This is a genomic window from Amycolatopsis sp. NPDC051371 (genome assembly GCF_040682155.1).
In the GTDB taxonomy this organism is placed as follows: domain Bacteria; phylum Actinomycetota; class Actinomycetes; order Mycobacteriales; family Pseudonocardiaceae; genus Amycolatopsis.
In genome coordinates this window covers 90,589-110,283 of sequence record NZ_JBFBAG010000021.1, presented here as the reverse complement: position 1 = coordinate 110,283, position 19,695 = coordinate 90,589, and the positions used below count along the sequence as shown (strand labels likewise).

The following is a 19,695-nucleotide window of genomic DNA, read 5'->3' as shown; positions in this document are numbered from 1 at the left end:
GCCGTCCGTCACTTGGTTGTGTCGGCCAGGCACGCGGCGCTGCCGAGAGCGCGGCGGAGGTCGGCGTTCATCTCGGCGAGCCGGCCGATGAGGTCGGTGACGCGCTCGTCGTCCCAGCCGCCGAGCGCCGTCTCCATGAACTCCAGGTAGTTGGCCCGCCAGCGGGCGAGCTCCTCCCGGCCCTTCTCGGACACGCTCACCAGGGAGGCGCGGCCGTCTTCGGGCGCGGGACGGCGGTCGACCAGCCCGGCCGCGGACAGCTGCGTGATCTGCCTGCTGACCACCGACAAGTCGACGAACCGGCGCTTGGCCAGCTCGGACGGCCTGGCTTCGCCGTTCTTCGCCAGGTCCGACAGCAGCATCGCGGCCGCCGGGTGCAGTCCCGGTTCGCTCTGCCAGGCCTGCATGATCCAGGCGTGCTGGAGCTGCGACGCGGTCTTCAGCTCGCGCATGAGCTCGACCCGGACGTCGTCGTCGGTGTCGTCGAAGCCCATCGGGACCCTCCTGCCATTACTTGTGCAATACAAGTTTATTGCCCATCGCTTGCGCGAGCAAGGATCACCCCGGTGAGGTCGCCCACGCCGTCGCGGGCAGCAATACACCCGGTCGGAGCAACAATGCGGGCAAAAGGGCGCCCGGCGGCTACCCTGCGGACGGACGCGCGCGCGACGCGTCCGAGTGACTTCCGGTGACGAGGGGAAGCGGTGGCGATGGACCCAGGAGGCGGCTGTGAGCGGAGATGCCGTTCCCGCGCCCGGGCCCGCCGTGGCTGACCGGGTACCACCGCCCCACCGTCCCCGACCCGCGAACACCCGCCCATGACAGCCGACTCGGTCAGCCCGCTCCCCAGGTCTTCGTCCCCGCGCGAGGCCCCCGCCGCCGTCGTCGCGATGGTCCGGCTCATCCGTGACAGCTGGGCGAAGTCCGAGCCGTACATCGCGGACATCTCCCAGTTCTTCTACGGAATGCTGTTCACCCTCGCGCCGACCACGCGCGACTTCTTCCCCATCAACATGGAGATCCAGCGCGGCCGGCTGGTGCGCGCGCTGGTGCACATCGTGCAGATGGTGGACCGGCCCGACGACCTGGCGCCGTTCCTGCGCCAGCTGGGCCGCGACCACCGCAAGTTCGGCGTGGTGCCCCGGCACTACGAAGCCGTCGGCACCGCGCTGCTGGCGTCGCTCAAGAACCACCTCGGCCGGGAGTGGACCCCCGAGGTCGAACGGGCCTGGGCGGAGGCGTTCACCATCGCCGCGCGGGCCATGCAGGACGCCGCCGCGTCCGACACGAACCCGCCGTCGTGGCAGGCGACCGTGGTCGAGCACCGGCGGCTGACCTGGGACCTCGCGCTGGTGCGGCTGATGCCCGACCAGCCCGTGCCCTACCACCCGGGCCAGTACGTGAGCGTCGAAGTCCCGCAGCGGCCACGGCTGTGGCGCTACCTCTCGCCGGCGAACGCGCCGCGCGAGGACGGCGGCATCGAGTTCCACGTCCGCGCGATCGACGGCGGCTGGGTGTCCAGGGCGATAGTCAGCCACACGCAGCCCGGCGACGTCTGGCGGCTCGGGCCGCCACTCGGCCGGATGACGGTCGACCGCGCATCGTCACGGGGTGTGCTGATGATCGCGGGCGGCACGGGGGTCGCGCCGCTGCGGTCGATCCTCGACCACCTCGCGCTGTGGGGCGAGAACCCGAAGACGCACCTGTTCTACGGCGGGCCGGCCCGCGAGGACCTCTACGACCTCGAGGAGTTGCGCGCCCTCGCGTCCACGAACCCCTGGCTGAACGTGACGCCGGTGGTGGAGCGCGGCGGCGACGTCCCCGGGTTCGAGCAGGGCACGCTGGCCGAGGCGATCACGCGGTACGGCTCCTGGCCGCAGTACGACATCCTCGTGTCCGGCTCGCCGGCGATGATCCGCGCGACGGTGTCGCGCATGCTGGTCGCGGGCAGCGCGCTGGACCAGATCCAGTACGACCCGTTCACGATCGACTAGCACCGCCAATTGCGGACGCACCGCTCCGGTGCACAAATCGAACGAACGACGAGAATTGTTACGCGAGTCGCGTAAACCTTCCGGGTGATCCTTTTTACGCTGTGCCAGACGGGGTTTACCCGGTGTGGCGAAATTGCTCCGTTCGAGCGGACCGCGCGGAATCACGCGCATCTGCACGGGAATTCGCCTACAGTCGGAAACCCTCGGGGGCGGCACCCGCCACAGCGACGCCGCATGCACGGCGCCAAAAAGCCTTTGCACGACTGGAGATCACCGTTCCCGATGAGTGCTGAATCCGTGAAGATCTTCGCGCCGCCACAAGCTGTTCCCGTTTCGGCAGTGGAAGGTCGCGAACTGGCCAGGCTGATCCGTGAAAGTTTTGCCGAGATCGAACCGAAAGCCGACGAACTGGCGCAGTACTTCTACGGCGCGTTGTTCGTCATCGCGCCGGATTGCCGTGATCTGTTCCCGGTCACCATGGCGAACCAGCGGAGCCGGTTGCTGCGCGCGCTCGTGTACGTGGTGCAGATGGTCGACCGGCCCGACGAGCTGGTCACCTTCCTCGGGCAGCTGGGCCGCGATCACCGCAAGTTCGCCGTCGTCTCCCGCCACTACGACGCCGTCGGCGTCGCGCTGCTGTCCGCGTTGAAACGGTTCCTCAAGCAGAAGTGGACGCACGAGGTGGAGTCCGCGTGGACGACGGCGTACGGGCTCATCGCCAAGACGATGCGCGAGGCCGCGCAGGCCGAGACCGGGCCGGCGTCGTGGGCGGCGCGCGTGCTCGACCACCGCAAGCTGTCCCGCGACGTCGCGATGGTGCGGGTGCAGACCGAAGGACTGCTGCCGTTCCGGGCCGGCAGCTACGTGAGCGTGGAGGTGCCGCAGCGGCCGCGGATGTGGCGCTACCTCTCCCCGGCGACCGCGCCGCGCGGCGACGGCCAGATGACGTTTCACGTGCGGACGGTGCCCGGCGGCTGGGTCAGCGGCGCCATCGTCAACCACACCGAACCGGGCGACACGTGGCGGCTCGGGCCGGCGATGGGCACGCTCAACGTGCGCCCGACCGCCACGAGGAAGCGGCTGCTGATGATCGCCGGCGGGACCGGGGTCACCCCGTTCGTCTCGATCCTCGACGATCTCGCGCACTGGAAGCGCAACCCGCCGGTGCACTTGTTCTTCGGCGGCAAAAGACCCGAGGACCTGTACGCGCTCGACGACCTCCGGCGGCTGACCGCGGTGTCGAAGTGGCTGACGGTCACCCCGGTGACCGAGGAGGGCGCGATCCCGGGCGGCGACCGCGGCACGCTCGCCCACGCGGTGACCCAGCGCGGCGCGTGGAAGGACCACGACATCCTCGTCGCCGGCTCGCCGCCGATGATCCGCGCGACGATAGCGAAGCTGCTGAGCGTCGGCGTCGAGCTCGACCGCATCCGCTTCGACCCGTTCACCCTGGACTGAGGAACTCTCAGCGGGCCGCGCGGGCGGGTCGGATTCTCGCTATGTTCACCGATATGGAGATGACCATTCCGGTTCCGGACGGGACCATCGGCGGCTACCTGGCGGAGCCCGCGGGCGAGGGGCCGCACCCGGGCGTGGTGCTCATCCACGACGCGTTCGGGCTGAGCCAGGACACGAAGAACATCACCGACCGCTTCGCCGCCGAGGGCTACCTCGCGCTGAGCCCGGACCTGTACTCGCGCGGCGGGATGCGCCGCTGCGTGCGCCGCGTGTTCTCGGACATGTTCGCGAACCAGGGCCGGACGTTCGACGACATCGAGGCGTCGCGCGCGCTCCTGGCCGGCCGTCCGGACTCCTCGGGCCGGATCGGCATCGCCGGGTTCTGCATGGGCGGCGGCTTCGCGCTCGTCGCGGCGTCACGCGGCTTCGAGGCGTCGGCGCCGTACTACGGGCAGCTGCCGAAGAACCTGTCGGTCCTCGACGACGCGTGCCCGATCGTCGGGAGCTTCGGAAAGAAGGACTTCTCGCTGCGCGGCGCGGCGGCGAAGCTCGAGACGGCGCTCACCGAGCGTGAAATCCCGCACGACGTCAAGGAGTACCCGGGCGCCAGCCACGGGTTCGCGAACAAGATCGAAGTCGCGGCGCCGCTGAACCTGCTGCTCAAGGTCGTCGGGTTCACCTACCACCACGAGGCGTCCGAGGACGCGTGGCGCCGGGTGACGTCGTTCTTCGGCGAACACTTGCAGCAACCGGCCCGACCTTCGCACTGAGCCGAGCGGGTCAGCGTTTTCGCTGAACGGCTGTACTTCGTTGACCGTTGTGCCCGATTCGCCTTATGGTCTAGACCACATCTTCCCCGGATGTGCTCGTTCGTCCTCCCTCCGGAACAACGCTGTTCCCCCTCGAGGAGCCGAAATGACCTGGAAACGCAAGCTCTTCGCGGCCGCTGCCGGTGTCCTGATCGCCCCGGTGCTGGTCGTCGTCCTCCCCGCCACCACCGCGAGCGCTCACGGTTACATCTCGGACCCACCCAGCCGGCAGGCCAACTGCGCGGCCGGGAAGGTCCCGAACTGCGGCGCCATCGTCTACGAACCCCAGAGCGTCGAAGGGCCCAAGGGCCTGCGCAGCTGCGACGGCGGCAACTCCCGCTTCTCGGAACTCTCCGACGAGTCGAAGCCGTGGCCGGCCAAGTCGGTCGGCACGATGGTGACGTTCAACTGGGTCTTCACCGCCCGGCACGCCACCTCGAACTACGAGTACTACATCGGCGGCACCCGCGTCGCGAACATCTCCGGCAACAACCAGCAGCCACCGGCGACGGTGCAGCACCAGGTGAACCTGGCCGGCTACTCGGGCCGGGTGAAGGTGCTGGCGATCTGGAACATCTCCGACACGACCAACGCGTTCTACAGCTGTGTCGACCTCCAGATCGGTGGCGGCGGAACCCCGCCCCCGACCACGACCACCCCGCCCCCGACGACGACCCGGCCGCCGACCACGACCCCGACCACGCCGCCCTCGAGTGGCACGTGGGCGGCGGGGACGGCGTACAAGGCCGGCGACGTGGTGACGTACAACGGAGTCAGCTACCGCTGCCTCCAGCCGCACACGGCGATCGCGGGCTGGGAGCCGCCGAACACGCCGGCCCTCTGGCAGCGCCAGTGAGAGTGCTGCTGGCCGTCGTCGCGCTGCTGCTGACCGGCTGCGGCGCGACGGCGGCCCCACCCGCGCACAACGCGGCCGACGTGATGTTCCTGCAGATGCTGATCCCCCAGAACCAGCAGGGCATCGAGATCGTCCGCCTCGCCGCGGACCACCCGCTCCCACCGGCGCTGAAGGAACTGGCGGCGGCGATCGAGTCCACCCAGCGGACCGAGACGGACGACATGAAGCGCTGGCTGCGCGACTGGGGTGAGCCCGAGACGATGGACATGAACCCCCAGGCCCACGCGGGCCACGGCGGCATGAAGATGACCTCGCCGGACCTGGTGGCCACGCTTCGGGCGACCCCGGACGCCGAGTTCACCCGCAAGTTCCTCGACGTCCTGACGGGCCAGCAGCAAGGAGCGGTCGAGCTGGCCCAGACGGAGAACGGCGCGGGCGGCGGAGTCAACGCCCAGGCCCGTGATCTGGCCAGGCGGGTCATCGAGTCGCGGACCGCCGAGGTGAAGCAGTTGTTGAACTTCAAGGTTTGACGTCCCCGCGGCCCCGGGGTGCCGACCGCGAGCAGCCCCCTGCCCGGCTGCTCGCGGTCGGCGCGTTTATTCGGTTGGCCACGCCCGCGCGCCGAGTTAGCCTCGTGATCATGAAATTCTCCTGCGCCGTCTTCGCGAGGTTGCGTACCCGCCGCTGACGGCGGCGCACCGATCTCGTTCCCTGCCCGCCGTTCCGGCCTTCGCCGGGCGGCCGCTCTCGTGCTGCCCGGCTCCCTCCAGAGCTGCGGAGCATCCCTTGACTTTCCTCGTACCCGAACACGCCCACCTGCGCGCGGACCGCGTCAGCGTCACGCTCGGCTCGCGCCGGGTCCTGCACGACGTGAGCGTCACCGTCTCGCCCCGGTCCCGGCTGGCGATCGTCGGCGAAAACGGGCACGGCAAGACCACCCTGCTGCACGTTCTCGCCGGACTGCGAGCGCCCGACCACGGCACCGTCCACCGGACCGGCACCATCGGTGTCGCCCGCCAAACCATGCCGTTCCGGTCCGGCGAAACCGTCGGCACGCTGACCACCGAAGCCCTGCGCGAAACCCACGACGCCTTGCGAGCGCTCGAAGCGGCGACCGAGAACTTCGCCGAAGACCGTTACGCCGCAGCGCTCGACACGGCCACGCGCCTCGACGCGTGGGACGCCGAACGCCGCGTCGACGTCGCCCTCGAAGCCCTCGACGCCTGCGCCGACCGGGGCCGCGAGCTCAGCACGCTTTCGGTGGGGCAGCGCTACCGCGTGCGCCTGGCCTGCCTACTCGGCGCGCGGCACGACTTCCTGCTGCTCGACGAGCCTGGCAACCACCTCGACGCCGGCGGCCTCGCGTTCCTCACCGACCGCCTGCGCGGCCACGACGGCGGTGTCGCCCTCGTCAGCCACGACCGTGCGCTGCTCAGCGACGTCGCGACCGAGTTCCTCGACCTCGACCCCAGCCAGGACGGCCGCCCGCGCACCTACGCCGGCGGCTATCCGGCCTGGCAGGACGGCCGGCGCCGCGACCGCGAACGCTGGGTGCAGGAATTCGAGGAGCAGCAGGACACGCACCGGCAGCTCACCGTCGCGGTGACGCAGGCACGCGACCGGCTCAGCACCGGCTGGCGGCCGGACAAGGGCACCGGACGGCACCAGCGCCAGTCCCGCGCACCCGGCGTCGTCCAGGCGCTCAACCGGGAGCGGGCGGCGCTGGAGGCGCACCGCGTGACCGTGCCCGAGCCACCGCTGTCGTTGCGCTGGCCCGATCTCGGCTCCGGCGCTCGGGCGCTGGTCCGCCTGCACGACGTCGGCGTCGCCGGTCGCCTCACCGGCCCGGTGACGCTGTCCCTCGACCGCGGCGACCGGCTGCTCGTCACCGGCGAAAACGGCGCGGGCAAGTCGACGCTGCTGTCCGCGCTCGCCGGCGAGCTCACCCCGACGACGGGTTCCGTACGGCACCTGCCCGGCGCGAAAGTAGCGCTGATCGGCCAGGAAGTCCCGGCGTGGCCCGAAGAATCGACCGCTCGCCGGCTGTTCGAGCGGGCGGGCGTCCCGTTTTCGGCCATGGGCCTGCTCGACGCGGAAGCCCTGCGCACCCCGGTCGGCCGCATGTCCCAGGGACAGCAACGGCGGCTCGACCTGGCTCTGCGGCTGGCCGGACGCCCGGACGTCCTCGTCTTCGACGAGCCGACCAACCACCTGTCGGCGGTGCTCGTCGAGGAGCTGACCGAGGCCTTGCTCGAAACCCCGGCCGCGGTGGTCGTGGCGACGCACGACCGCCGGATGCTGCGCGACCTCGAGGCCTGGCCACGGCTGGACCTCTGACGCACGAAGGCCTCCCCGATGAGTTCGGGGAGGCCTTCGGTGTGTCAAACGTCAGCGGCGCCTGGGACGCCAGACCACCATCGCCGTCTGCTGGTTGAGCGGGACCAGGTCCCGGCGGTACGACGCGTGCGCCGCCGCCGCGGCCTGTTCGCCCGCGACGTAAGCCGCGGCCAGTTCTTCGGTCAGCTCGGCGAGGCGGGCCCGCAGCGCGTCGACCTGGTTCTCCAGCTCGATGATGCGCTTGATGCCGGCCAGGTTGACGCCGTCCTCCTGCGACAGGCGCTGGACTTCGCGCAGCAGCGCGATGTCCCGCATCGAGTAGCGCCGCCCGCCACCGGAAGTGCGGCCCGGCGAAACCAAGCCCTGCCGGTCGTAGGTGCGCAACGTCTGCGCGTGCATCCCGGCGAGCTGTGCCGCCACCGAGATGACGAACACCGGGGTCTCTTCGTCGCCTTCCTGGGGGATCCCGCCGAACATCCCACTCACCTGCCTTCGAGCAGCTCAGTGATCTCGGGCCGGGGGTCGTGCCCGGCCATCGACTCGGCGTACGACTGCAGTGCCTCGCGCGCCTTGTCGTCCAGTTTGGCGGGGATCGCCGCCTGGAGGGTGACGAGCAGGTCACCCTGCGAACCGTCGCGCTTGGCGATGCCCTTGCCGCGCACGCGCAGCACCCGGCCGCTCGCGGTGCCCGGCGGCACCTTGAGCGAGACCTTGCCCTCGAGCGTCGGCACCGTGATCGTGGTGCCGAGCGCCAGCTCGGTGAAGTCGACCGGCACGGTGATCGTCAGGTCGAGCGCCTTGCGCCCGAACAGCGCGTGCGGGGCCACGTGCACCCGGACGTAGAGGTCGCCCGCCTGCGCGCCACCCCGGCCCGGCTCGCCTTGGCCGGCCAAGCGGATCCGCTGGTCGTCGTCGACGCCCGGCGGGATCCGGACGGTCAGCGTGCGGGTCCGCGTGCTGACGCCTTCGCCGCCGCACTCGGGGCACGGGTCGTCGATGATCTGCCCGCGTCCGCGGCAGTCGCGGCACGGCTCGGAGAACGCGAACGCGCCCTGGCTGCGGCTGACCAGCCCCGACCCCGAACAGGTCGGGCAGGTCCGCGGCGACGTGCCAGGCTTCGCGCCGTTGCCACCGCACGTCGAACAGGTCGCCGGGCTCGACAGCCGCAGCGGCAGGGTCGCGCCCTTGACCGCCTCGACGAAGTCGATCCGGACGTCCGTCTCGACGTCGGCGCCGCGCTGCGGCCGGTTGGCCGTCGCGCCCGCCGTCGTCCGGCCACGGCCGAACAGCCCGCCGAGGATGTCGCCGAGCCCGCCGAAGCCGCCCTGCTGACCGGCGCCGGCCTGACCGAAGATGTCGCCGACGTCGAAGTTGCCGGTGCCGCCGCCACCGGGGAAGTTGAAGCCGCCCCCGCCGCCGAACAGCCGCCGCGCCTCGTCGTACTCCTTGCGCTTGCTCGCGTCGGAGAGCACGCCGTAGGCCTCGGAGACCGCCTTGAACTTCTGCTCCGCCTGCGCGTTGCCGGCGTTCGCGTCCGGGTGGTTCTCCTTGGCCAGCTTGCGATAGGCCTTCTTGATCTCGTCCGCCGTGGCGTCGGAGGAGACGCCCAGTTCACGGTAGAAGTCCTTGCCGACCCATTCCCGAGCACTCATCGGGCGCCTCCTCCTTCCAGCTGAACCGGATACTGCTTACTGCTGCTGGTCATCGAGTCCGCCGCCGAGTGGCAGCTCGCCACCGACGGGCGGGTGCTCCGCCGGGCCGCCGGGCTCGTGGTCGGTGACCCCGACCAGTGCCGCCCGCAGCACCCGATCGCCGAAGCGGTAGCCGCGGCGCATGACCACGGTCACCGTCGGGCCCGCCACGTCCGGCGAGGTGTTGTGCTGCACGGCCTCGTGCACGCTCGGGTCGAAGGCTTCGCCTTCGCTGCCGAACGATTCGAGCCCCGCGCGCTGCAGGCCGCTGATCAGCTTGTCGCCGACGGCCTTGAACGCCCCGGTGAGGTCACCGTGCTGCTCGGCCCGCTCGAGGTCGTCGAGCAGCGGCAGCAGGTCGTTCACCACCGTCGCCTTGGCACCGAGCACGACCGCCTCGCGGTCACGCTCGACCCGCTTGCGGTAGTTGGCGTACTCCGCCTGCAGGCGCTGGAGGTCGGCGGTGCGCTCGGCCAGCTCCTTCTCGACGTCGGAAACGACCGACACCGATTCGTCCACAATGGACTCGCCGAGCGAGGGACCCGCGTGTTCCACGGGCATTTCCTCCGGCTCCGGCGCGGCGTGGGCCGGACCGGGCGGGCGAACCTGCCCGGTCTGGGGGTCCACCCGCCGCCGATCCCGCACGACCACCGGCTCCTCGGGGCCGCGGCCCTGGTTCTCGGATTCGTCGTAGCTGTGGGTCACTTCTTCTCGTCCTCTTCGACGATCTCGGCGTCCACCACGTCATCGGCCTTGGCCTGGCCACCGGCCGCGCCGGCGTCGCCACCGGCGGCACCCGAGGCGCCGGCCGCACCGGCCGCCGCGTCGGCGTTCGCGTTGGCGTACAGGGCGGTGCCCAGCTCCTGCGAAGCGGTGTTCAGCTTCTCGATCGACTCGCGGATCTTGGCCGAGTCGGTGCCCTTGAGCGCCTCGTTCGACTCGTCGATCGCGGACTTGACCTTGCCCTTGAGGTCCTCGGGCAGCTTGTCGTCGTTGTCCTTGAGGAACTTCTCGGTCTGGTAGACCAGCGTCTCGGCCTGGTTGCGGGTCTCGGCCTCTTCGCGACGGGTCTTGTCCTCCTCGGCGTGCGCCTCGGCGTCCTTGACCATCCGCTCGATGTCGTCCTTCGGCAGCGCGGAGCCACCGGTGATCGTCATCGACTGCTCCTTGTTCGTGCCGAGGTCCTTGGCCAGGACGTGCACGATGCCGTTCGCGTCGATGTCGAAGGTGACCTCGATCTGCGGCACGCCACGCGGGGCGGGCGGCAGGCCGGTCAGCTCGAACATGCCGAGCTTCTTGTTGTGCGCGGCGATCTCGCGCTCACCCTGGAACACCTGGATCTGCACCGACGGCTGGTTGTCGTCCGCGGTGGAGAAGATCTCCGAGCGCTTGGTCGGGATCGTGGTGTTGCGCTCGATGAGCTTGGTGAACACGCCGCCCTTGGTCTCGATGCCCAGCGACAGCGGGGTGACGTCCAGCAGCAGGACGTCCTTGACCTCGCCCTTCAGGACACCGGCCTGCAGCGCCGCGCCGACCGCGACGACCTCGTCCGGGTTCACGCCCTTGTTCGGCTCGCGGCCGCCGGTCAGCTCCTTGACCAGGTCGGACACGGCCGGCATGCGGGTGGAACCACCGACGAGCACGACGTGGTCGATGTCGCCGACGGCGATGTTCGCGTCGCGGATCACGTTGTTGAACGGGTTCCGGGTGCGCTCGAGCAGGTCCGAGGTGATCTTCTGGAACTCGGCGCGGGAAAGCTGCTCGTCGAGGAACAGCGGGTTCTTGTCGGCGTCGACCGTGATGTAGGGCAGGTTGATGCCGGCCGAGTTCGAGCTGGACAGCTCGATCTTCGCCTTCTCCGCAGCCTCGCGGATGCGCTGCAGCGCCATCTTGTCCTTGGTCAGGTCGATGCCGTTCGTGGCCTTGAACTTGTCGACCAGCCACTTGACGATGCGCTCGTCCCAGTCGTCACCACCGAGGTGGTTGTCACCGGAGGTGGCGCGGACCTCGACGACGCCCTCACCGATCTCCAGCAGCGAGACGTCGAAGGTGCCACCACCGAGGTCGAAGACCAGGATAGTCTGTTCCTTCTCGCCCTTGTCCAGGCCGTACGCCAGCGCGGCGGCGGTCGGCTCGTTGACGATGCGGAGCACGTTCAGGCCGGCGATCTGCCCGGCCTCCTTGGTGGCCTGCCGCTGCGCGTCCTCGAAGTACGCCGGGACGGTGATCACCGCGTCGGTGATGGTCTCGCCCAGGTACGCCTCGGCGTCGCGCTTGAGCTTCATCAGCACGCGGGCGCTGATCTCCTGCGACGTGTAGTTCTTGCCGTCGATCTCGGTCTTCCAGTCGGTGCCGATGTGCCGCTTCACGGACCGGATCGTCCGGTCGACGTTCGTCACGGCCTGGTTCTTCGCCGGCTGACCGGTCAGCACTTCGCCGTTCTTGGCGAAGGCGACGATCGAAGGGGTGGTCCGGGAGCCTTCCGAGTTGGCGATGACCGTCGGCTCGCCGCCCTCAAGGACGGCGACGACCGAGTTGGTCGTGCCGAGGTCGATGCCGACCGCTCGCGCCATGGTGCTTTCCTCCTGTGTAAGCCTGCATGTTCTTGACCTGCACGTTCTTCCTCGCCTTGAGCGAGGCTGTGTCAAGTTCTATCCGGCCTTCGCGCATCTCGTCAAGCTCGACTTGAGCCGAGTGCGCTCAACCTTGTACCCAGCCTAACGAGCCGGTTCGGGTTCTTGTTCCCGGGTTCAGCGGCAGATGTGGTCCCGGGTGGGCGTGACACCGCTCACCAGGTAGTCCACCTCCGCCGCGCGGGCGCAGGCGGAGTTGAACAGCCCGGTGTGGCCGTCGTCGGTGCGGGTCAGCAACGCCGAGCGGTCGATGCTCGCCGCCAGGCCGCGGGCCCAGGCCAGCGGGGTCGCCGGGTCGTGGGCGCCGCCGACCACCAGGATCGGCGGGGCGCCGCGGACCGGGTGGGGCTGCGGTGGGTTCTTCGCCGGGACCGGCCAGCCGGTACAGCCGCTGGTGAAGTCCCAGTACTCCGAGTACCGCCAGCTGTGCGGCGCCACCGCGCGGAGCAGGCCCGCCATCGTGCCCAGGTCGGCCGGCCCGGTGAACGGCGACGGGAAGTCGTGGCAGCCGATCGCCCGGTACGCCCCGTAGATCGGGGACAGGAACTGGTTCCGCTCGGTCAGCCCCTTGGCGTCGGGGAACTCGCCGCCGGCCGCGGCCAGCGCCTTGCCCAGCGACGGCCACTCCTCCCGGAGGTAGAGGTGGTTGTAGACGCCGGCCGAGATCTCGTCGGCCGTCGCCGAACGGCCCAGGTCGCTCGCCCACACCGCGCCGCGCGCCGCCCGGGCCACGACGTCGTCGTAGAAGCGGAGGACGTCACGCCCGTGCAACACGCACTCGGCCGAGCCGCGGCACCAGTCCGCGAACCGGACCAGCGCGTCTTCGGTCGCCACGGCCTCTTCGAGGATCGCCTGGCGCAGCGGCCGGGCGTGGTCGACGGCGCCGTCGAGCACCATCGTCCGGACCCGGCCGGGGTGCTTCGACGCGTAGACCGCCCCCAGCTCGGTGCCGTACGACAGGCCTAGCCACGAGATCTTCGGCTCGCCGAGCGCCACGCGGATCGTCTCGATGTCCTCGGCCGCGCTCTGCGTGTCCGCGTTCGCCAGCAACGGCCCGGTCCGGGCCACGCAGTCCTCGCCCGCCGCGCGGTTGTGCGCCACCAGCGCGTCGAACCCCGGGCGCGACGCCGGGAACCGGTCGAGCGCCGGATCGAACAACGTCGCCGGGTCACACGTGATGCGTGGCGTGCTGAACCAGTCGCCGCGCGGGTCGAAGCCCACGACGTCGAACCGCTGCCGCAGCCGCGCGAGGTCCGGCGAGGCCAGCCCGCCGAACTGGACGAACCCGACGCCGGAGCCGCCGGGCCCGCCCGGGTTCACCAGCAGCGAGCCGATCCGCCTGCCCGGATCAAGCGCCGGCAACCGGGCCAGCGCGAGCCGCGCCGAGCCCAGCTCCGGCCGCGCGCGGTCGATCGGCACGTCGACCGCCGCACACTCGGCTGTCGGTTCTTGCTGCGTCGCACACGGCTGCCACACCGGCGAAGACGCCGAAGCGACGGCCGGTACCGCCGCCAGGACCACGACCGCCGCGATGACCGCGACGACCCGGCGCACGTCCATGATCTGGTTCCTCCCCCTGCACGCCGGCCTTCGGCGTGCTTCCTTCCTAACAGCGACCACCGACGGTTCAGGAGCGGCGGCCGGTCCAGGAAGAGAAGAAGAAATCCGAGTTTCCTTGCTGCACAACGACTTCCGCCGGAGTGCCGACCCAGGAAGTCACTCGATAGTGGGAATCCGCGGCGACCGGCACCCCCTGGGCCGGCGCCGCGGACTCCTCCCCCCGCGTGAACCCCACGACGCCGAACATCGCGACGGCTCCCAGCAGCGCGGCCGCCAGGACGCGCCGTTCGATCTTGACCATGGTGAAAATGCCCCCGTAGTAAGGAAAAGGTCAGGCCGCGCGGACCGTGACGCTGCCGCTCTCGGTCGTGAGGTCGAGCGTGTTGGGCGCGGAGCCGTCGGTCTGGACGTCGATGTTCCGGCTCCCGCTGTCGCTGTCCCCGACGACGCGGTACGGCCCGCCCGGCACCTCGACGTCGACGCTCCCGCTGTCGGCCTTGATCTTGACGTTGTTCGCCTGCGCCAGCGTGAAGTCGACGCTCCCGCTCGACGCCGTCACGTCGACCGGCCCGCGCACCCCGGTGCCCTTGATGCTACCCGAATCGGCGTGCACCTGGACCTCGCCGACGTCCGACAGGTCGATCCCGCCGCTCTCCAACCGCAGCTTCACGAGGCCCGGCACGTCCTCGACGCGGGCGTGGCCGGAGTCCGACTGGACGTCCACGCTCGCCACCCCGGCGACGTCCAAGCCGCCCGAGTCCATCCGGCCGGTCACCGGCACGCCCTCGGGCACAACCACTTCGAAGTCGACCGAGCAGTTGTTGCCGCAGTCGCTGAGCACGAGCTGGTCGCCGTCGACGCGGAAGAACGTGTCACCCGGCTTGCTGCGCCAGTGGTAGTTGATTTTTTCGTGCACCGTCGACGGTCCGGTGCCGGTGCGGATCTTCACCGACCCCGAGTCGCCTTCCAGCTTCACGCTGCGAATGGTCTCCGAAAGGGTCTTGCTGTTCTGGAAGTCCGATCCCCAGCCCCAGCCGAACGCGGTCGCCAGGCCGACGCCGATCAGGACGATGCCACCCAGAGCCAGAAGCGGGCGCGCCATGGTCGTTGGTCCCCTCAGTTGTTTCCTCTGCGTGAGAAACGGTATGGCCAGGTGCGGGTGCGGCACATGGGGGTAACCCCCCGAAAGAACCCTGAGATCCGTCCCTGACACGCGGGGGCGGCTCGGGGGGCCTAACCTGGCGCCAGGCTCCAGTTCCGTGATCAGGAGGATCCATGCCGCAAGCTCCCGGCCCGTACGAATCCCTGCCCGACGTGCCGTCCTTCACCCTCCGCAGCTCCGACGTCGCCGACGGCGAAACCCTGGCCACGCCCCACCTCTCGGGCATCTTCGGCGCCGGCGGCGAGGACCGTTCGCCGCAGCTGGCCTGGGAAGGCTTCCCGGCGGAGACGAAGAGCTTCGCGGTCACGTGCTACGACCCGGACGCCCCGACCGGCAGCGGGTTCTGGCACTGGGCGGTGTTCAACGTCCCGGCGTCGGTGACGGAGCTGGCCTCCGGCGCGGGCGACGGCTCCGGCCTCCCGTCCGGCGCGGTCACGTTGAAGGGCGACGGCGGGGTCAAGCAGTTCCTCGGCGCGGCGCCCCCGCCCGGGCACGGCCCGCACCGGTACTACTTCGCGGTGCACGCGCTCGACGTCGACAAGCTGGACGTGCCGGAGGACGCGACGCCGGCCTTCCTGGGCTTCAACATGTTCGGGCACACGCTCGCTCGCGCGGTGCTCACGCCGGTGTACGAGAACAAGGGCTGAGTTCGGAGGAGGGACCCGGCGCTGGTTCCGCACCGGTGCCGGGTCAGCGCGGGGCCTCCTTGTTGACGCCCTCGCGCTCCAGGTAGCGGCCCTTGGTGTGCTCGTCGAAGCCGAACTGCCGGTACAACCCGTGCGCGTCGGCGGTGTGCAGCATCCAGCGGAAGCCGGCGCCGGGCCCGTTGTCGATCATCTCCCGCACGAGCTCCTTGCCGAGGCCGGTGCCGCGGGCGGAGTCGACGACGAACACGTCGGCCAGATACGCCGAGCCGACGCCGTCGGAGAAGGCCCGCGCGAAGCCGACCAGCTCGTCACCGCGGTAGGCGCCGACGACCCGCCAGGAGCCGTCGATCGCGGCCTCGACCTGCGAACGCGTGCGCCAACGGCCCCAGTAGGCCTCGGTGGAGAGGAACTTCCACACCACTTCGAGGTCCAGCCGCGTGCGATCGTCGTCGAGTTCGTAGTCACCGAAGGTCCGCATGATCCGAAACTAAGCCCGGCGTCAACGCGGTTTCATCAGGTAGTCCACCACTGGCCGCAGCTCTTCCGCCGACGGCGGCTCGTCGTCGATCAGGCCCTGGATCAGCAGCCCGTCGATGCCCGCGAGGAACACGCGGAACGCCACTTCGTCGTCGTGGCGGACCATCGACGTCAGGACGTCCAGCCAGCGACGCGCGGCCGGCCGCAGCTCCGGCTTCCGCGCCGCCAGCAGGTACAGCTCGTACTCGGCCATCGTGCGCCCACGGCGCGGCCCCAACGCCTCCGAGAGGAGGCCGGCGACCTCTTCCGCTCCGCGCGAACCGCGGGACCGGGCCCGGTCGATCATCCAGTAGACCTCGGTGGCCATGTCGCGGGCGCACGAGATGAGCGTCGCGATGAGCAGGTCGTCCAGCGACGAGAAGTGGTACGTCGTGGACGTCGTCGGCACGCCTGCCTCGGCCGCGACGATCCGGTGCGTGACGCCGGCGACGCCGTCGCGCTCGATCACCCGCAGCGTCGCCTCGATGATCTCCGCGCGCCGCTTGTCGCCGCGGGCCTTGCGGCCGTCGACCTGCAGTTTCACGTCGATGCACTCCCGATCTCGATCAGCACCACACCGCCGATGACCAGCGCCAGCCCGGCGATCATCGCCGCGTTGACCGGCTCCTTCAAGAACACGACGCCGATGATCGCCACCAGGGCGACGCCGGCCGCGGCCCAGATCGCATACGCGACGCCGATCGGCAACCCCATCTTCAGCACGTACGACAGCGCGACGAACGCCACGGCGTACCCGGCCACCACGACGATCGACGGCCCGAGCTTGGAGAAGCCCTCGGAGAGCTTCAGCGAGACCGTCGCGGAGACCTCGGCGGCGATCGCCAGCGCGAGGAGAAGGTACGCACCCATAGGGTGAAAAGTACCTGAACGATCGTCCCGAAACAAAGAGCGACGTACACCACATCGGTGGGACTTAAGGCCACTCAACGGGTTACTCATCAGTAAGGAAGGTTAGTCTCCCGGCACCACCACAGTTCTATCCGGACGAAAGGCACCCGAACGATGGGCGCTCTGCAACTGACGCTCGGCGGGCTCTCCGTCGTGCTCGGCCTCGTCGCCTGGGGCATGTTCGCCGCGACGATCGCCCGTTTCGTGCGGGTGATCCGCCTCGGGCAGCCCGACTCGACGCGCAACGGGCCGTTCCTGCCGCGCATGAAGACGCTGATCAAGGAGTTCGCCGCGCACACGCGGATGAACCGCAAGCGCAGCGTCGGACCCGCGCACTGGCTGGTCATGTGGGGCTTCCTGCTCGGCTCGCTGGCCCTGTTCGAGGCGTACGGCGAGGTCTTCGTCCCGACGTGGGGCTGGCCGATCCTCGACGACTTCCCGCCGTTCCAGCTGCTCATGGAGCTGCTCGGGCTCGGCACGATCGTCGGCATCCTGGTGCTGATGGCGGTCCGCCAGCGCAACCACCCGCGCCGCGCCGACCGCCAGTCGCGCTTCGCCGGCTCCAACTTCAAGTGGGCCTACTTCATCGAGGCCGTCGTGCTCGTCGAGGGCATCGGCATCATCGGCGTCCGCGCCGCGAAATCCGCGCTGAACACGCACGAAGGACCGCTGTGGGCGTCCTTCGTCTCCAACCCGATCGGCCAGCTGCTGCCGGCCAGCCCGAACCTGGTCACGGCGTTCGCGTTCGTCAAGCTGATGAGCGCCACGGTCTGGCTGATCGTCGTCGCGCGCACGATGACCATGGGCATCGCCTGGCACCGCTTCAGCGCGTTCTTCAACATCTACTTCAAGCGCGAGCAGGACGGCGGCGTCGCCCTCGGCGCGCTCAAGCCGATGATGAGCGGCGGAAAGGTCCTCGACCTCGAGGAAGCCGACCCGGACGAGGACACCTTCGGCGTCGGCAAGATCGAGGACTTCAGCTGGAAGGGCTGGCTGGACTTCTCGACGTGCACCGAGTGCGGCCGCTGCCAGGAGCAGTGCCCCGCGTGGAACACGGGCAAGCCGCTGTCGCCGAAGCTGCTCATCACGCAGCTGCGTGACCACGCCTACGCGAAAGCGCCGTACCTGATGGCCGGCGGCAAGCGCGACATGGCGGGCGACGAGGTCGGCCTGTCCGGCGACAACATGTACGCCGGGATCGACGTCCTGGCCATCGCCGAGTCCCAGAAGGCCTTGATCGGCGATGACGGCGGCGTCATCGATCCCGACGTCCTGTGGTCCTGCACCAGCTGCGGTGCCTGCGTCGAGCAGTGCCCGGTCGACATCGAGCACGTCGACCACATCGTCGACATGCGCCGCTACCAGGTGATGATCGAGTCGTCGTTCCCCAGCGAGCTGAACGGCATGTTCAAGAACCTGGAGAACAAGGGCAACCCGTGGGGCCAGAACGCCAAGGACCGGCTCGCCTGGACCGAGGACCTGGACTTCGAGGTGCCGGTGTTCGACGGCGACCTCGGCGACGCCGAGTACCTGTTCTGGGTCGGCTGCGCCGGCGCGTTCGAGGACCGCGCGAAGAAGACGACGCGGGCGGTCGCGGAGCTGCTGCACATGGCCGACGTGAAGTACACGGTGCTCGGCTCGGAGGAGTCCTGCACCGGCGACCCGGCCCGCCGCGCGGGCAACGAGTTCCTGTTCCAGATGCTGGCGCAGCAGAACGTCGAGGTCCTGAACTCGGTGTTCGAGGGACGTGAGCGCAAGGCCCGCAAGGTCGTCGTGACCTGCGCACACTGCTTCAACACCCTCGCCAACGAGTACCCGGAGCTGGGCGGTCAGTTCGACGTCGTGCACCACACGCAGCTGCTGAACCGCCTGGTTCGCGAAAAGCAGCTGGTGCCGGTGGCGCCGGTCGCCGAGGACGTCACCTACCACGACCCGTGCTACCTCGGCCGCCACAACAAGGTGTACGAGGCACCGCGCGAGCTGGTCAGCGCGACCGGGGCGCAGCTGCGCGAGATGCCGCGGCACGGCGACAAGTCGATGTGCTGCGGCGCGGGCGGCGCGCGGATGTGGATGGAAGAGAAGATCGGCAAGCGGATCAACGTCGAGCGCGTCGACGAGGCGCTCGGCACCGCGCCGTCGAAGATCGCGACCGGCTGCCCGTTCTGCAAGGTGATGCTGAACGACGGCCTCACGGCGCGCCAGGCCGACGGCAGCGCGAGCGAGAAGGTCGAGATCGTCGACGTCGCGCAGATGCTGCTCGAATCGGTCAAGCGCAAGCGGGAGCCGAAGCCGATCGCTCTCGGTGCCCCTTCACTCGCAAAAGAGTGACATAGATCGAAATGCACGCGGCCCCGGTCAGGAAGTCCTGACCGGGGCCGTTCTCATTGCGATTCACGCATTTCCGTAGCTGCCGGACTACCCCTTGTCACCGACCGCCGGACACATCCACTAGCTGGGAATTTATAACGGTAATCGATTTCCCGAAGAATGTTCACGATATTCACCGAAATGGCCCATCAGGCCAACAACAAACCTTGGCCAAAAGCCCCGGGGTCCGGCGTATCCTGACCTTTCCTCGCCGTCACCGCTGCCAGCGAGGCCACTTAGCCGATGACGGAATCAGGGGGCAGCGAGGATGGGTGAGGACCCGCGGACCACGGCGGCCGGACGCGGGGTAGATCAACACCCGTCCACCGGCCGGCACGCCCTCCGCAGCGAAGCACCCCTCGAGGAACGCCGGATGGTCGAGCCCGCCGGCTACGTTCCCGTCCAGCGCACCCTCGTGCGTCCGTACGTCCTGACCCGCGGCCGGACGCAGTCGCGGCGGCACCTGGCGATCGAAGCCATGGTCTCGACCCGGGCCGGAGCGCACTGGAACGGCGCCCGGCTGACCGGCGAGTTCCGCTCGGTGCGCACGTTGTGCCACCACCCGCGCTCGGTCGCCGAGGTCGCCGCCAGGCTCAGCGTGCCGCTCGGGGTCGCCCGGGTGCTGCTGGACGACATGGCCGAGCAGGGCCTGGTCACGATCCACGACAACCGCGTGAACACCGACGGACGGCCGGCCGTGGCGCTCATGGAACGCGTGCTGCACGGCCTGCGCCGCCTCTGACCATTACGCTCACC

The 19,695-nt window shown here is 69.8% G+C and carries 20 protein-coding genes; 9 read left to right on the top strand and 11 right to left on the bottom strand.

The window, feature by feature from the left end; translation table 11 throughout:
- Positions 1–8: 8 nt before the first annotated feature.
- On the bottom strand, positions 9–494 hold the full coding sequence (locus AB0M59_RS25380; RefSeq protein ID WP_364619192.1) for a MarR family winged helix-turn-helix transcriptional regulator: 486 nt from the start codon (positions 492–494) through the stop codon (positions 9–11).
- A 324-nt stretch (positions 495–818) separates the two neighbouring features.
- Between AB0M59_RS25380 and AB0M59_RS25375 the strand changes: the two genes are divergently transcribed.
- The 6 genes from AB0M59_RS25375 (at position 819) to AB0M59_RS25350 (ending at position 7,454) form a co-directional block, all read left to right on the top strand.
- Complete coding sequence (locus AB0M59_RS25375; RefSeq protein ID WP_364619189.1) at positions 819–1,994, top strand: globin domain-containing protein; 1,176 nt, start codon at positions 819–821, stop codon at positions 1,992–1,994.
- 354 nt (positions 1,995–2,348) lie between these two features.
- On the top strand, positions 2,349–3,452 hold the full coding sequence (locus AB0M59_RS25370; protein ID WP_364619361.1) for a globin domain-containing protein: 1,104 nt from the start codon (positions 2,349–2,351) through the stop codon (positions 3,450–3,452).
- 53 nt (positions 3,453–3,505) lie between these two features.
- Positions 3,506–4,222 carry a dienelactone hydrolase family protein gene (locus tag AB0M59_RS25365; protein ID WP_364619186.1) on the top strand — a complete coding sequence of 239 codons (717 nt, stop codon included), beginning with the start codon at positions 3,506–3,508 and terminating at the stop codon, positions 4,220–4,222.
- Positions 4,223–4,367: 145 nt separating this feature from the next.
- Positions 4,368–5,117 carry a lytic polysaccharide monooxygenase gene (locus AB0M59_RS25360; protein ID WP_364619183.1) on the top strand — a complete coding sequence of 250 codons (750 nt, stop codon included), beginning with the start codon at positions 4,368–4,370 and terminating at the stop codon, positions 5,115–5,117.
- Positions 5,114–5,647 carry a DUF305 domain-containing protein gene (locus AB0M59_RS25355; protein ID WP_364619180.1) on the top strand — a complete coding sequence of 178 codons (534 nt, stop codon included), beginning with the start codon at positions 5,114–5,116 and terminating at the stop codon, positions 5,645–5,647. Before AB0M59_RS25360 ends, AB0M59_RS25355 begins: the two co-directional genes overlap by 4 nt.
- Positions 5,648–5,903: 256 nt before the next feature.
- Entirely contained in the window at positions 5,904–7,454 is a 1,551-nt protein-coding gene (locus tag AB0M59_RS25350; RefSeq protein ID WP_364619177.1) for an ATP-binding cassette domain-containing protein, read from the top strand.
- Between the two features lie 51 nt (positions 7,455–7,505).
- Here the strand turns inward: AB0M59_RS25350 and AB0M59_RS25345 are convergent, their stop codons facing one another.
- The 7 genes from AB0M59_RS25345 to AB0M59_RS25315 form a co-directional block, all read right to left on the bottom strand.
- Entirely contained in the window at positions 7,506–7,931 is a 426-nt protein-coding gene (locus tag AB0M59_RS25345; RefSeq protein WP_364619174.1) for a helix-turn-helix transcriptional regulator, read from the bottom strand.
- A gap of 5 nt (positions 7,932–7,936) precedes the next feature.
- Positions 7,937–9,106, bottom strand: a complete 1,170-nt coding sequence (dnaJ, locus tag AB0M59_RS25340; protein WP_364619171.1) for a molecular chaperone DnaJ — start codon at positions 9,104–9,106, stop codon at positions 7,937–7,939.
- 36 nt (positions 9,107–9,142) lie between these two features.
- Positions 9,143–9,850 (bottom strand): nucleotide exchange factor GrpE, encoded by a 708-nt coding sequence (gene grpE / locus AB0M59_RS25335; protein WP_364619169.1) that lies wholly within the window; start codon positions 9,848–9,850, stop codon positions 9,143–9,145.
- Positions 9,847–11,718 carry a molecular chaperone DnaK gene (dnaK, locus tag AB0M59_RS25330; RefSeq protein ID WP_364619166.1) on the bottom strand — a complete coding sequence of 624 codons (1,872 nt, stop codon included), beginning with the start codon at positions 11,716–11,718 and terminating at the stop codon, positions 9,847–9,849. The genes grpE and dnaK overlap by 4 nt, the downstream gene beginning before the upstream one ends.
- 177 nt (positions 11,719–11,895) lie before the next feature.
- Complete coding sequence (locus tag AB0M59_RS25325) at positions 11,896–13,338, bottom strand: alpha/beta hydrolase (protein ID WP_364619163.1); 1,443 nt, start codon at positions 13,336–13,338, stop codon at positions 11,896–11,898.
- Positions 13,339–13,405: 67 nt separating this feature from the next.
- Entirely contained in the window at positions 13,406–13,639 is a 234-nt protein-coding gene (locus tag AB0M59_RS25320) for a hypothetical protein (RefSeq protein ID WP_364619161.1), read from the bottom strand.
- Positions 13,640–13,669: 30 nt separating this feature from the next.
- Complete coding sequence (locus AB0M59_RS25315) at positions 13,670–14,440, bottom strand: DUF4097 family beta strand repeat-containing protein (protein ID WP_364619158.1); 771 nt, start codon at positions 14,438–14,440, stop codon at positions 13,670–13,672.
- Positions 14,441–14,613: 173 nt separating this feature from the next.
- Between AB0M59_RS25315 and AB0M59_RS25310 the strand changes: the two genes are divergently transcribed.
- Complete coding sequence (locus AB0M59_RS25310; RefSeq protein ID WP_364619155.1) at positions 14,614–15,147, top strand: YbhB/YbcL family Raf kinase inhibitor-like protein; 534 nt, start codon at positions 14,614–14,616, stop codon at positions 15,145–15,147.
- Positions 15,148–15,190: 43 nt separating this feature from the next.
- Here AB0M59_RS25310 and AB0M59_RS25305 read toward each other — a convergent pair whose 3' ends face one another.
- From AB0M59_RS25305 to AB0M59_RS25295, 3 genes are read right to left on the bottom strand one after another with little or no spacing between them, the layout of a single operon-like run.
- The gene (locus AB0M59_RS25305; RefSeq protein ID WP_364619152.1) at positions 15,191–15,625 is read right to left on the bottom strand and encodes a GNAT family N-acetyltransferase; all 435 of its coding nucleotides are present in this window, start codon (positions 15,623–15,625) and stop codon (positions 15,191–15,193) included.
- A gap of 21 nt (positions 15,626–15,646) precedes the next feature.
- Complete coding sequence (locus tag AB0M59_RS25300; RefSeq protein ID WP_364619149.1) at positions 15,647–16,207, bottom strand: TetR family transcriptional regulator; 561 nt, start codon at positions 16,205–16,207, stop codon at positions 15,647–15,649.
- Positions 16,204–16,533: a multidrug efflux SMR transporter gene (locus tag AB0M59_RS25295; RefSeq protein WP_364371872.1), complete on the bottom strand. Its 330-nt coding sequence runs from the start codon at positions 16,531–16,533 to the stop codon at positions 16,204–16,206. The genes AB0M59_RS25300 and AB0M59_RS25295 overlap by 4 nt, the downstream gene beginning before the upstream one ends.
- A gap of 153 nt (positions 16,534–16,686) precedes the next feature.
- Between AB0M59_RS25295 and AB0M59_RS25290 the strand changes: the two genes are divergently transcribed.
- Positions 16,687–18,900 carry a (Fe-S)-binding protein gene (locus AB0M59_RS25290; RefSeq protein WP_364619147.1) on the top strand — a complete coding sequence of 738 codons (2,214 nt, stop codon included), beginning with the start codon at positions 16,687–16,689 and terminating at the stop codon, positions 18,898–18,900.
- A gap of 412 nt (positions 18,901–19,312) precedes the next feature.
- On the top strand, positions 19,313–19,681 hold the full coding sequence (locus AB0M59_RS25285) for a DUF742 domain-containing protein (protein WP_364619144.1): 369 nt from the start codon (positions 19,313–19,315) through the stop codon (positions 19,679–19,681).
- Positions 19,682–19,695 lie beyond the last annotated feature (14 nt).